This is a genomic window from Streptomyces sp. NPDC002669, from assembly GCF_042889165.1.
Taxonomy (GTDB): Bacteria; Actinomycetota; Actinomycetes; order Streptomycetales; family Streptomycetaceae; genus Streptomyces.
On the sequence record NZ_JBIAQQ010000018.1, the window covers coordinates 76,526 to 88,732 of the forward strand.

Annotated in this window: 10 protein-coding genes; 7 read left to right on the plus strand and 3 right to left on the minus strand. The window is 71.8% G+C overall.

Annotated elements, in window-relative coordinates; translation table 11 throughout:
- The first annotated feature begins 129 nt into the window (after positions 1 to 129).
- The 5 genes from ACFYW1_RS25005 (at position 130) to ACFYW1_RS25025 (ending at position 6,083) form a co-directional block, all read left to right on the plus strand.
- Complete coding sequence (locus tag ACFYW1_RS25005; protein WP_388997285.1) at positions 130 to 1,278, plus strand: zinc-binding dehydrogenase; 1,149 nt, start codon at positions 130 to 132, stop codon at positions 1,276 to 1,278.
- Entirely contained in the window at positions 1,275 to 2,705 is a 1,431-nt protein-coding gene (locus ACFYW1_RS25010; protein WP_388997287.1) for an APC family permease, read from the plus strand. Before ACFYW1_RS25005 ends, ACFYW1_RS25010 begins: the two co-directional genes overlap by 4 nt.
- A gap of 195 nt (positions 2,706 to 2,900) precedes the next feature.
- Positions 2,901 to 4,907 carry a hypothetical protein gene (locus tag ACFYW1_RS25015; RefSeq protein WP_388997290.1) on the plus strand — a complete coding sequence of 669 codons (2,007 nt, stop codon included), beginning with the start codon at positions 2,901 to 2,903 and terminating at the stop codon, positions 4,905 to 4,907.
- Between the two features lie 85 nt (positions 4,908 to 4,992).
- On the plus strand, positions 4,993 to 5,577 hold the full coding sequence (locus tag ACFYW1_RS25020; protein ID WP_388997293.1) for a hypothetical protein: 585 nt from the start codon (positions 4,993 to 4,995) through the stop codon (positions 5,575 to 5,577).
- Between the two features lie 56 nt (positions 5,578 to 5,633).
- Positions 5,634 to 6,083 (plus strand): DUF3592 domain-containing protein, encoded by a 450-nt coding sequence (locus ACFYW1_RS25025; protein WP_388997296.1) that lies wholly within the window; start codon positions 5,634 to 5,636, stop codon positions 6,081 to 6,083.
- Positions 6,084 to 6,126: 43 nt separating this feature from the next.
- Here ACFYW1_RS25025 and ACFYW1_RS25030 read toward each other — a convergent pair whose 3' ends face one another.
- The 3 genes from ACFYW1_RS25030 to ACFYW1_RS25040 form a co-directional block, all read right to left on the minus strand.
- Positions 6,127 to 6,855: a hypothetical protein gene (locus ACFYW1_RS25030; RefSeq protein ID WP_388997299.1), complete on the minus strand. Its 729-nt coding sequence runs from the start codon at positions 6,853 to 6,855 to the stop codon at positions 6,127 to 6,129.
- Positions 6,856 to 7,034: 179 nt separating this feature from the next.
- Positions 7,035 to 9,425 (minus strand): Tox-REase-5 domain-containing protein, encoded by a 2,391-nt coding sequence (locus ACFYW1_RS25035; RefSeq protein ID WP_388997302.1) that lies wholly within the window; start codon positions 9,423 to 9,425, stop codon positions 7,035 to 7,037.
- A gap of 219 nt (positions 9,426 to 9,644) precedes the next feature.
- On the minus strand, positions 9,645 to 10,238 hold the full coding sequence (locus tag ACFYW1_RS25040) for a hypothetical protein (RefSeq protein ID WP_388997305.1): 594 nt from the start codon (positions 10,236 to 10,238) through the stop codon (positions 9,645 to 9,647).
- Between the two features lie 284 nt (positions 10,239 to 10,522).
- Here ACFYW1_RS25040 and ACFYW1_RS25045 point away from each other — a divergent pair, with 284 nt between their 5' ends.
- Both ACFYW1_RS25045 and ACFYW1_RS25050 read left to right on the plus strand, forming a co-directional pair.
- Complete coding sequence (locus ACFYW1_RS25045) at positions 10,523 to 11,023, plus strand: DinB family protein (RefSeq protein WP_388997308.1); 501 nt, start codon at positions 10,523 to 10,525, stop codon at positions 11,021 to 11,023.
- A gap of 485 nt (positions 11,024 to 11,508) precedes the next feature.
- Complete coding sequence (locus ACFYW1_RS25050; protein ID WP_388997311.1) at positions 11,509 to 12,033, plus strand: VOC family protein; 525 nt, start codon at positions 11,509 to 11,511, stop codon at positions 12,031 to 12,033.
- Positions 12,034 to 12,207: the final 174 nt, after the last annotated feature.

Consider the following 12,207-nt stretch of genomic DNA (forward strand, 5'->3'; position numbering starts at 1 on the left):
TTAGTGCTGTAAAACTCTGACGAAAGTTTAACGGCACTAAACAGGGTGCCCGGACGGCCGCCGCGCCTCCCCCTCGCCGGCCGCCGCACCCCTCCCCCGACCGTTCCGCACCACCCGAGGAGTAAGCCGATGAGCTCCCCGTCCTCCCAAGAGAGCACCGCGCGCACCGTGCGCGGCGTCGTCTTCCGCTCCCCGGACCAGGAAGTGGCCGTCACCGACGTCACCCTGGCCCCGCCCGGCCCCGGCGAGGTCGAGGTCGCCGTGACGGCGGCCGGCGTCTGCCACTCCGACCTCCACGTCCTGCGCGGCGAGTGGGACCACCCCACCCCGGTCGTGATGGGGCACGAGGGTTCCGGCGTGGTCACCGCGCTCGGCGAGGGCGTCACCGGCCTGGAGACCGGCGACCACGTCGTCCTGTCCTGGGTCCCCTCCTGCGGCACCTGCCGGTTCTGCCTCGCCGGGCGCCCCGCCGCGTGCGCCCTGGTCGCCGAGGTCGTGGCGCCCGGCGGGGTGCTGTACGACGGCACCAGCCGGCTCTCCGTCGACGGCGAGAAGGCCCACCACTACCTGGGGGTCTCCTCGTTCGCCGAGCGCGTCGTGGTCCCCGCCTCCGGTGCGGTCAAGGTCCGCGAGGACGCGCCCCTCGACGTCATCGCCCTGGTCGGCTGCGCCATCGCCACCGGGGTCGGCGCGGTCCGCAACACGGCGGGCGTCGAGGAGGGCGCGACCGTCGCCGTCATCGGCTGCGGCGGGGTGGGGCTGTCCTGCGTGCAGGGCGCCCGGCTGGCGAAGGCGGGCCGGATCGTCGCCGTCGACGTCGTACCGGAGAAGCTGGAGCTGGCCCGCCGGCTGGGCGCGACGGACACCGTCGACGCCCGGGACGGCGACGTCGTCGCGGCCCTGCGCGCCCTGGTCCCGGAGGGCCTGGACTACGTCTTCGACGCCATCGGCAAGATCGAGACCACCGAGCAGTCCATCGCGGCGCTCGGCCAGGGCGGCGCCGCCGTCATCGTCGGCCTCCCGCCGGCCGGCCGCACCGCGCGCTTCGACCCCCTCGCCCTCGCCGAGGCCGACCAGCGCATCCTCGGCTCCAACTACGGCTCGGTCGACGCCGCCCGGGACATCCCCGAGCTGGTGGACCTCGTGGTGTCGGGCGAACTCGACGTGGAATCGATGATCTCGGCGCGGCGTCCGCTGGACGAGGCGGGCGACGCACTGGCCGACCTCGCCGCCGGCCACGCCCTGCGCCAGCTGCTGATGATGGAGGACCGGACATGAGCACCACCGGAAAGCAGGCCGGCGCCACGAAGCCGGCCGACGGCCTGGCCCACCGCTCCGTCTCCACCTTCGAGGTCGGTGCGCAGAGCGTCGCCAACGTCGCGCCCAGCGCCGTCATCGCGTTCGCCCCCGCCAGCATGGCCGCGTCCGCGGGCAACGGCGCCTGGTTCTCCTTCTTCCTCGCCATGGCCGCCGTGCTCGCCATCGCGTACTGCATCTGCGTCTTCGCCCGCAGGCGCGCCGGGGTCGGTTCGCTGTACGCGTTCTCCCGGCTCTCGCTCGGGGCGTCCGGCTCCTTCGTGACCGGCTGGGCGCTGCTGATCGGCGCGGTGTGCATCGGTTCGGGTTCGCTCGCGGGTGCCGGGTACTACACGGCGCGCGCCCTCGACCAGATCGGCATCGGGCTCTTCACCGGCATCCCCGGGCAGATCCTGCTCGACCTGCTGCTGGCCGCCGTCGCGATGCGACTGACGATCGCCAGTGTGCGCACCGCGGCCCGGGTCGCCTCGGTGCTGGAGGTCGTGTCGATCGTCCTGATCGTGGTCGTGCTGCTGCCCGCCTTCCTCAAGAGCGGCAACATCATCGACACCGACCAGCTGAGCCTGAGCGGTTCCACCCTCGACGGCATCGTCTTCGCCGTGGTCCTGGGCGTGCTGGGCTTCGTCGGCTTCGAGGGCGCCGCCTCGCTGGGCGCCGAGGCCACCGACCCGTACAGGGCGATCCCCCGCTCGGTGATGGGCAGCGCGGTGCTGGCCGGGGTGCTGTACATGTTCGCCACGTACGCCCAGGTCGCCGGGTTCGGCGGGGCGGACGCGCTGGGGAAGAGCTCCGACCCGATGGACGAGCTGGCGGAGATGTCCGGGCTCGGCTTCCTGAAGTTCTTCCTGCACGCCGGGTTCGCCGCCTCGTTCGTGGCCGTGGTGATGGCCTGCATCACCGTCGCCGCCCGGCTGCTGTTCGGCATGGCGAACGAGGGCGTGATGCCGGCCCGGCTCGGCCGCGCCCACCCGCGCCACCGCACCCCGTCCGCCGCGATCTGGACCGTCACCCCGTTCGTCGCCGTCCCGGCGGTGCTCGTGGTCGGCGCCGGGACCGCACCGCTGGACGCGACGTCGTACATCGACACCATCGGTGTCTTCGGCTACATGCTCAGCTACACCCTGGTCTGCCTGGCCGCCCCGCTGTTCGTGCGCCGGATCGGGGCACGGGGGCTGCTGGTCTCCTGGACCCTCGGCCTGATCGGGGCCGCCGCCATGGTCTACGTCTTCTACCGCAACCTGTGGCCGGTCCCGGAGTCCCCGCTGAACGTGCTGCCGTACGTGTTCGTCGGCGCGCTGGTCGTCGGGATCGCCGGATTCGCCGTGCTGAAGGTCCGCCGCCCGGAGGTCGCCGAGCGCGCCGGAACGTTCGCGGACGACCTGGACTGACCCCCGGGCCCGTCTCCCCGCCCCCGGTGCCCCGCTCCCCCGCCCCCGCGGGTGGGCGGGGCACCACTCGTTGGGCCCGACTTTGGGGCCAAGGGCCCAGGTCACCCGGCTCGTACATCCGTACGCTCACGCTCGAACCCGAAATGCAGAACTGCGGGCTCGGGCAGGGCAAGTGGACGTCGGAGAGGGAGAACCGTGGCTGGTGGCGGGGGCTGGAGAAGCGGAAGCGCGGGCCGCATACCGCCGGGGAACGGGGGTGCCGGCTCCGGCCAGAGCGGCGGCGTGTTCTTCGCGCTGACCCGCAGCTGGGCCGCCGGTGCGCTGGTGTACATCGCCGCCGGGTACCTCGTGTCGCGCGGGCTCGTCGAGATGCTCGCCACCGAGGAGCGGCTGGCCAGTTTCGGCTGGCGGCTGGGGGTGCTGCACGTCCCGAACGTGATCACGACCGTCCTCACGGTGCTGGCCGCCGCCCGCGTCCTGCCCGACGAGCACCGCGAGTCCCGCCTGGTGTCCCTGCTGGCCGCCCTCGGCGTGCCGGTGGCCGCGCTCGGCTACGGGCTCGCCGTGTCCTGGCACGTGATGAACATCGAGGGCACGCTGATGCCCATCGTCTCGCTGGCGACCGGCGCGGCGGCCGGACTGGCCGTCGACCGGCTCCTGGAGGACCGCGCGGACGAGCCGGCGCCGGCCCCGTACCACCCCTACTCCTGGCGGGACGGCGGTGCCACCGCCATGGAGTACCTGGGGGTGGTCGTCCTCGTCGTCACGCTGATCGGCGCGATGTCCATGGCGGGCGTCGGCGGCCAGATCGGCGAGCGCATCCGCTGTGCGATCAGCGCGCTGGGCGGCGGCGGGGGCGGTTGCTCCACGGGCGGCGGCAACGGGGAGAACACCGCCAAGCCGAAGACGGACGCCGACTACGAACCCAAGATGTGCCAGGTCTCCAGCATCTCCGACACCGTCGGCGGCAAGGTGAAGATCGGCTGGTTCGAGTGGGGCAACGAGTACGGCTTCCAGCAGAAGGTCAGCCAGGCCAACACGGACGTGAACGAGGACGGCAAGGTCGACGAGAACGACAAGCTGGTCTACATGACGTTCACGGACGCCGCCTCGGCCGGCGCCACCGCCAGCACCCCCGGCGTCAAGCTCGGCAAGCTCGGCAAGGCCGATGTGGACGTCGGCGGCGGCATCAAGATCACCAACGGTGACACCTGGGTCTTCAAGAGCGAGGAGGAGGCCCAGAAGATGCGCGACGACATCGAAGAAATGAAGATGTGGGAGACCTCCACGAAGTACAGCGGCGGCTACGGCGGCGGCTGGTACTCCGGGATGAAGTGGGCCGACAAGAAGAAGCAGGTCGAGGACCAGATCGGCGACAAGAAGATCTCCTACTCGACCATCGGCCTCAACGGGTACGTGGACGGCGGCCTCTCCATCAGTGCGGGCGACGAGTCCGAGCTGGGCGCGAAGCTCGGCGGCAAGGCGAAGTTCTCCCCCGAGGTGACCATCACCAAGGACGACGTCAACGGCAACGAGTCGTACACGTACACCGCCAAGCTCGAACTGGAGGGCAAGGTCAGCGGTTCGGCCGGTCCGCTCGGCGGCACGGCCGGCGTGAAGGACAACCGGACCGGGGCGATCACCGTCACCCGTGACCAGAAGACCGGCAAGATCGTCCGCATCGACATGACCCAGACCCTCGAAGGCGGTTCGACCTCCAACAAGGGCGAGGTCAAGGGCGACAACGGCGAGAAGGGCAAGGACAAGCGGGGCGGCAAGGGCAGCGCCACCGACTCCTCCGGCGAGACCGGCATCCAGGTGCAGACCAACTCGATCGTCTTCGGCAAGGACACGGACAAGGCCACCGAGGACAAGCGGGCCATCGCCGAGCAGTGGCTCGACGGCTCCGGCAACAACACCGCCCCGTTCGAGTACATGTTCGGCGACCACTCCATGCAGGACCGGCCCGCCAACGGCGACCCCTTCGAGCAGCTGATGTTCGAGGACGGCCTGTCGAGCTCCATGAAGTACACCGGCCTGACGGATGCCCAGGAGTTCGGCTTCGAGGTGTCGCTCGGCATGAGCCTCGGGTTCTCCATCTCCGACGAGCACAAGAAGGAGACGCTGACGGACGCGGAGTTCCTCGGGGCCCCGCAGGGCGACAAGCGCTCGTACCTGCCGTACAGCTACTGCGCGAAGTAGCGACGGCGGTGCGACGGGCGGTACCGGGCCCGGCTACGGTGCCCGGTAACCGCGGCCACCACGCACGACGACAAGGCGATAGGCGATGACGACGACGATGAAGATGTCCCGGGCGATCGGCGCAGCTGCTGCCGCCGCCATCGGCCTCGCCCTGCTCGCCGGCTGCGGCGGCGACCCCGCCGCCGTCCCGGAGGGCTGGGGCACACTCGACACCAAGAGCCTCTCCGTCGGCTACCCGGAGGACAAGGGCTACAAGGAGCAGGCGAAGGCCGACCGCGCCGAGTCCAACGCGGCCGTCGCGCTCAAGAAGGAGGGCGAGGTGCGGTCCGGCATGGTCTCCGTGCAGCTCGACTTCGCCACGGGTGTGGACGACGCCGCCGAGGCAGCGGCCGCGGCGGGCGCCGGCATCGGTCTCGGGGCGACCCGCAAGAACACCGAGGACGTGCGGCTCGCGGGCCCGGAGGGCGCTCGCGACGCCCGCCGGATCGACTACGAGTTCCTGTCGAGCGGCAAGGACGGGACCCCGGCGCCCGGCACCCGGATGACGGGCGTCGTGGTGGCCGGTGTCGACTCGAAGGACGTGCCGTTCGCCGTCCGGATCAACGCCGTGAAGGGCGCGCTGAGCAAGCAGGACCTCGACGCCTTCGTCGACTCCATCACGGTCAAATAGGCCGAGTAGGCTGATTCGGTCAAGTAGGCCGAGCAACGGACCGGGAGCGCCCGTTCATGCAGATCCTGCCCGGCGGCACGGCCACGTTCCTGCTGCTGTTCGGTCTGTTCCTCGGCGCGTTCGCGGTCCGTTCGGCGCTGCGCCTGTACCGGGTGCTGCGGCTGCTGCGGCACGGTGAACGCGTCGAGGGCCGGTGCGCGGACCGCCGGACGGTGGACCGGGGCCCCGGCTCGGAGCGCGGATACGCCACCGAGTACGTCTTCGCGTTCCGCACCCGCGACGGCCGCGACGTCGAGTTCACCGACCGCGCCCCGGGCCCGTTCGGCTTCGAGGTCGGGGCGCCGGTCCGGGTCAGTTACGACCCGGCCGACCCGGAGCACAGGGCCACGGTCGCCGGGCCGGGGGCGTGGGGGCCGGTGTTGATGCCCGCGGTGTTCACGCTCGTGCTCGGGGCGTTCGCGGTGGGGCTGCTGGCCGGTTTCGCGGCGATGCGGGGCTGGATCTGAGGCGTGGTACGGCCCGGACCGGGCGTACGCGGCCCCGCAGCCGTCAGAACGTGGCGCGGTCGAACGGCTTCGGAAGCCTTTCCAGCGCCCCGGCCTCCCGCAGCCGCTCGTTCGCCCCGATGACCGTGTCGATGTCCGGGAGCTTCGTGCCGCCGCACGTCAGGTCGACGACCAGCCCGTCGTGCGCGGTGCGGACGTACGTTCCGGGCAGGTCCTCGGGGGCGCGGGCGGCCCGGCCGGCGGAGAGGAAGACCGCCCGGCCGCAGCGGGGGTCGCTGTTCTTCAGGTCGAACCGCTCGGCCACCGCCCGGTACTGGGGCCGGTCGTACACCTGGCCCGCGTCGAACTCCCAGTGCTCCGCGAGGAGCCGCAGGATCTCCGGGGCGCGGCGGATCACCTCCGCGGTCTCGTCCACCTCTCGCGAACGGAAGGAGAGGGCGACGGAGTTCCCCGCGTACTGCGAGGTGCTGCCCGCGTGGAGCGCCAGGGACACGTGCGGCGCACCGGGGTTGCTCGCCCACAGCGACGCGGTGTAGCCGATCACGTCGAGGTCGGGGCCCGTGTTCCTCCGCTCGATGTACTCCGCCAGCGCGGCGGCCGAGGGCGCCAGTACCGGGTCGGACGGGCGGCCGTCCTCGGCCTCGTGCCACACGTCGAAGGTCGAGCCGTCGATCTCCCGCAGCGCGGCGAGCGTCGCGGCACAGCGCTCGGCGACGGCCGCCACGGACTCCCCACGAAGGCCCCAGAGGCCGTTCACCACGACGTTCAGCACGACACGTTCTCCCTGGGGTCCGGGCCCCGGTCCTGGATCCTCGGTTCTCGGCTCACCGTCCGTCGTTCTTCCGACGCTCAGTTGCCGACCACGTCCCCGGGGGTGTGGATCACCTTAACCGGGATGCCCCGGTCCTGGATCCTCGGTTCTCGGCTCACCGTCCGTCGTTCTTCCGACGCTCAGTTGCCGACCACGTCCCCGGGGGTGTGGATCACCTTAACCGGGATGCCCCGGTCCTCGAACATCTCCCGCGCCGCCTCGGCGACGTCCGGGTCGGACATGTGCCACTCGACCGGTTTGCCGCGGGCCGCGTCGACCTGCCGGCTGGCCTGGTCCGCCCACCGGTCGGCGACCTTCGGGGTGAGCGTCCCGGTGTCGGCGTCGTAGAAGTCCTTGCCCCGGTACCCGTACTTCGCCTCCAGGTAGGTGCCCCGCGAGGCGTCCCAGCCGTCGAAGTCGACCGGCTTGCCCGTGAGCTTGTCCAGCGGCACCCGGTACTCCTTGCCGCGGCCCACCTTGGAGATCTGCTCCTGGTAGCGGGCACCCATCTCGGTCGGGTAGCTCCAGACGCCCGGCTTGATCTCCTGCCAGTTGCCCGCGCCGCCGTCCTTGGAACCGGTCGTCGGGTCCTTCAGGTCCTTGTACCACTCCGGCTTCGGCTGGTTCTGGGCGCGCTCCAGGTCCTTCTTCCGCTTGGCCGCCTTCGCGGCCGCGGCGGCCTCGTCGGCCAGTCGCTGGGCCTCCTCCGCGGCGGCCTTCTTCTCCGGGTCGACCTCGCCGCAGTCCTGCGCGAAGAACCCGACGGGCACGGCCGTGCGCGGGCCGGCCAGGACCCCGGTGCCGGTGCCGGACAGCCCCGGCGCGGTGCCACCGCCGTACGGGACCCGCAGCCGACCGCCCAGGCCGACGGTGCAGCCCTTGAGACCGGCCTCCTCGGCGGCGTCGTCGGCGTGCTGCTGCGCTTCCTTCGCGGCCTTCTCCGCGGCGTCGATGTCGCCCGCCTTGGCGGCCTTCTTCGCCTTGGACGCGGCCTCCGACGCCTTCTCGGCGACCTCGCCCAGCTTGCCGAGTTTCCCGAGCTTGCCCAGCTTCCCGAACTTGCCGACGAGCTTGGCCTCGCCGTACCCGGGGATGAGGAGGGAGCCGATGTTCCAGAGACCGGTGCCGATCGCCTGGCCCTCGTTGCCCTCCTTCCACATGTCCCGGACCTCGTCGCCGATGAACATGTCGTCGAGGACCTTGAGGCCGGTGCCGCCGGACGCCTTGGTCCAGTCCCAGATCGCGCCGAGGTAGTCGCCGTCGGACCACTTGTCCCCGGCGCCCTTGGAGTCCTGGCTCCACTTGTCGCCGAGGCTCTTGCCGTAGTCCATCAGGCCGTTCCACGCATCGACGGGGTGGAAGATCGTGTCGATGGTGCCGGTGATGTCGCCCCACAGGCCGTCGCCGATCAGGCCCTCGAAGAAGCCGCCGGTCTGATGCGCGGCGCAGGAGAAGAACGCGCCGATGCCCGAGGTGCAGCTCTCGTCGTCGCCCCCGTCGCCGTTGTCGCCGCCGTCGTCGTCCGGGGTGTCGCCCCCGTCCACCTCTCCCGAGGTGTCCACGTCGTCGCCGCCGTCGTCGACCTGGATGACGTCTCCGCCGGTGGAGCCGGAGCTACCGGAGCCACCGGAGCCGCCGGATGCGTCCGAACCGCCCGACGCGCCCGAACCACCCGTCGCGTCGGCACCGCCGGAACCTCCGGAGTCGCCGGAGCCGGTCGTGGTGCCGCCCGCCGCGTCCGTGCCACCGGCGCCCGAGTCCGAACCGCCGGAGTCCGAACCGCCGGAATCCGTGCCGCCGGTGGCGACCGAGCCGCCGGAGTCCGTGCCGCCGGACGAGGCCCCGTGCCCCGCCTCCACCTCGCTGCCACCGGGCGCGGGGCAGGAGCTGCCGGTCAGCCGGCAGATCGCGTCCTGCATGCCGCCGGTGATCTGGGCGCCGATGCCCGTGACGACGAGCCCGGCGATGAGGGCCACGACCACCAGGACCATGCCCAGGTATTCCATCGCGGTCTGCCCGGCGTCGTCACGGCGCCACCTGATCATGCGCGCGATGCTGAACCGCCGGTGCGGGGCGCGCTGTTCGGGGCGCAGGTCGAACCACTCGCGGGAGCTCGCCCGCAGCAGCAGCACGACGACGACCACGGGGATCACCAACTGCGTGATGCCCCGGCCGCCCCCGCCCCCGCCGAGGGTCGACAGCGCCCCGGCGATGAACCAGGCGTGCACGGCAAGGAGGCCGCGCCAGATCCAGACGCCGCCCGTGCGCACGTAGAGCGACAGCACGAGACCGATCACGCTCGGCAGCGCCGCGTACAGCAGCAGCCCGAAGAGCTGACCGTCGACCTCATTGACCGCCGACGCCACCGTCAGGACACCGGCACCGCCCAGCACCGCGGCCGCGAAGAGCAGCCGGACGAGGATCAGTACCGCCTGCAACGGTCGCGGCAAGGACTGTCTGCCCTGCCGGGTCATGGCGACGCCACCACCGTCGGCGCCGCCCGCGATCGCGAATCCACCTGTGCCAGACACGACGAGTCCCCCAGCTTGCCGGTGCGCGGCCACAGTTCAGCCACTCCACGCATCCGACCACACCGGCACCCTTCGGGGCATGGGCCCCAGGGCCCAATGCAACGCTCAAAGTCGGCGATTCCCATGGGAGTTGCGGAGCAAAGGAATAAATGGGGCACCCGTCGATGCCTTTTCCGCACCCCGTCGGACCCGTCGTCGGCGCCAGGGGCCCCGGGCCCGCTACCGCACGGGGACCTCGCTGCCGAACAGCACCCAGGGCGACTGGTCGTAGGAGGCCACCCCGGACAGCTGCGGCTGCACCGCGGCGATCTCGTGCCGCACGGCGAGCGTGTCGGGCCAACTGTCGAAGAACGTCGTCCCGTTGATGACGACACCGCTCCAGTCCGTCGCCGCGGAGGCGCCCTCGCGGTCGACGACGAACCCGATGCAGAGCACGGAGGCCCGCCCTATCGCCTCCCGGATCGCCCGCGCGGCCGCCTCCTGCTCGTCCCGGGTCAGCCGGCCGAACCCGAATTCCAGCGCGACGACCCCGTCCCGCATCCGGTAGACGCGGGCGGGCACCTCGGTGCCGCTGCTCGTCCACAGCAGGAAGTCGACCGTGTCGAGCCGTTGCAGCCCGGCCAGCAGCACGAGCTGCTCCCGGGTCACCCAGGACGGAGCGGCCCGGGAGCCGGGCCCCGGACCGAGGAGCGTGACCCGCCTGGTGACGGGGTGGGCCAGCCGCAGCCCCGCCGCGTCGAGGTCGCCGAAGAGGGATTCGGCGTCCGGTCGGCTCCAGCCGAGGTGGTACGAGTAGAAGAAACCGTCACTCATCGACACATCACCCCATGAACGGATACAGGTGGAGCGTGCAGATCAACGTGCGTACGGGCGCGCCGGACGGACGCCCGTGACGGGCGCCGGATCAGGTGTGCTCGATTGGTCACGCATGAGCGTAATGAGATCCATCCGTGCGGGCGTGGGCCCACGGACCCAGGACGGACCCCAATGGTCCGGCCCCGGCCCCGGCACCCGCACGATCGCGCCGGGACCGGGACCGCTCGGGTGCCGTTCAATACGTTGGACAGGCCCCGGCCCTTCCCCCATGGTGTACGTCGATGACACGCACCGATTCGCCTCCCGCATGGGACGAGCGCACCCAGCTGGCCACCCTCGACTACGTCCGCGACACCGCACGCGCGAAGTGCGAGGGCGTCTCCCCCGAAGACGCCCGCCGGGCCCCGTTGCCGGGCTCGCCCCTGATGACGATCGCCGGGCTGATCAACCACCTCAGCTGGGTCGAGTACCACTGGTTCGAGGTGGTCTTCCTCGGCGGGGAGGACGAGGGCCCCTGGACGGACGAGGACCCCGACCGCGAGATGCGCATCGCGGTGGACATGCCGCTCGCCGACGTCCTCGCCCTGTACGAGGAACGGACCACTCGTTACCGCGAGTTGGTCGCCTCCCACGACCTGGACACACGGGCGAAACTTCTGCGCCGGGACGGCAGCTCCCCCGATCTGCGCTGGATCGTCCTGCACCTGATCGAGGAGACCGCCCGGCACAACGGCCACCTCGACATCATCCGCGAGATCGTCGACGGCACCACCGGCTCCTGAGCCGGCACCCGTACCGCACAACACCACGGCCCCGCCCGGGCGGACCCGGCGGGGCCGTGGTGCGATGGCGCCGCGAGCCGCGCCACCGAGGAGGGCGACCGCCGCGTGCTCCTGGCCCGGGACGCGCTGGACCGCGCCCGCGCACAGCTGTTGGACGTGCCCGCCCGGGCCGGATCGCCCATGTGTCCCCGGCCCGCTTCGCCCGTACGGGACCGGCCGCGTCCGGCGAGACGCCGCGCCGCTGTTCGCGTCGCCGCCGGGTGGAGCGCGCGATGTTCCCGCCGCGGGGGACCGACCGCGCTCTCCGCAGCCCCTTCGGCAACCGCGTCCGCTTCACCCGTCCGAAGCGATGAGAGCCCATCACTTTCCTTTTCTCCCAGGGCTGTTCTCCCTCCGGCCGCCCCTTCGGGATATAGGACCGGATCCGACCTGTTGGGTTTCTATGGTCGTCACGTCCCGAAGGACCACGAGGAAGGACCTGCCCGATGAACCGCATCGCTCCCGAAGGCCGTACCTGCGTCGCCCCCTGGGTGGTGACCGATGACACCGGCGCCCTGTTCGACTTCCTCACCGCCTCGTTCGGTGCCGAGGAGCTCGCCCGGGTGACGGTCGAGGACGGCAGCATCGGCCACGGCGAGATCCGGATCGGCGACACGACCGTGCTGGCCTTCGACCGGCGGTCGGACTGGCCGGTGATGCCCTCGCTGCTGCGGGTGTACGTCCCCGACGCGGACGCCGCCATGGCCGCCGCCGTCGCCCACGGGGCGCGGGTGGTCACCGAGGCCGCCGACGCCGCCTGGGGGGATCGCGGCGGCCGGGTGCGGGACCCGTTCGGCAACATCTGGTGGGTGATCAGCCACGTCGAACAGGTCGCGCCGGACGAGACCTGGAAGCGGATGTCGGAGCCGAAGTACGTCGAGTCGATGCGCATGGCCCAGGAGACCCTGGACGCCGAGCTCAGCGGTCGTGCGACGGGCGTGGCGAGCGCCCCGCTGCGCCCGGCGGGGTGAGCCGGTCGGCGCGGCGGGTACCGGGGCCGATCGGCCCGAGGGCCGGTCCGGTCCGGTCCCGGGCGCCCGGTGCCGGACGCGGATCGCCGGCCCGCAGTCCCTCCACCGCAGCCGCCATCGGCACGCACCGGCGGTTCGTCGCGACTGGCCATCACGACTCGGGCGCCTCAACTA

Excerpts from the sequence above, each read along its gene's own strand:
- ACFYW1_RS25005 (WP_388997285.1), top strand. The coding sequence starts at position 130 with ATGAGCTCCCCGTCCTCCCAAGAGAGCACCGCGCGCACCGTGCGCGGC.
- ACFYW1_RS25010 (WP_388997287.1), top strand. The coding sequence starts at position 1,275 with ATGAGCACCACCGGAAAGCAGGCCGGCGCCACGAAGCCGGCCGACGGC.
- ACFYW1_RS25020 (WP_388997293.1), top strand. The coding sequence starts at position 4,993 with ATGACGACGACGATGAAGATGTCCCGGGCGATCGGCGCAGCTGCTGCC.
- ACFYW1_RS25025 (WP_388997296.1), top strand. The coding sequence starts at position 5,634 with ATGCAGATCCTGCCCGGCGGCACGGCCACGTTCCTGCTGCTGTTCGGT.
- ACFYW1_RS25040 (WP_388997305.1), bottom strand. The coding sequence starts at position 10,238 with ATGAGTGACGGTTTCTTCTACTCGTACCACCTCGGCTGGAGCCGACCG.
- ACFYW1_RS25045 (WP_388997308.1), top strand. The coding sequence starts at position 10,523 with ATGACACGCACCGATTCGCCTCCCGCATGGGACGAGCGCACCCAGCTG.
- ACFYW1_RS25050 (WP_388997311.1), top strand. The coding sequence starts at position 11,509 with ATGAACCGCATCGCTCCCGAAGGCCGTACCTGCGTCGCCCCCTGGGTG.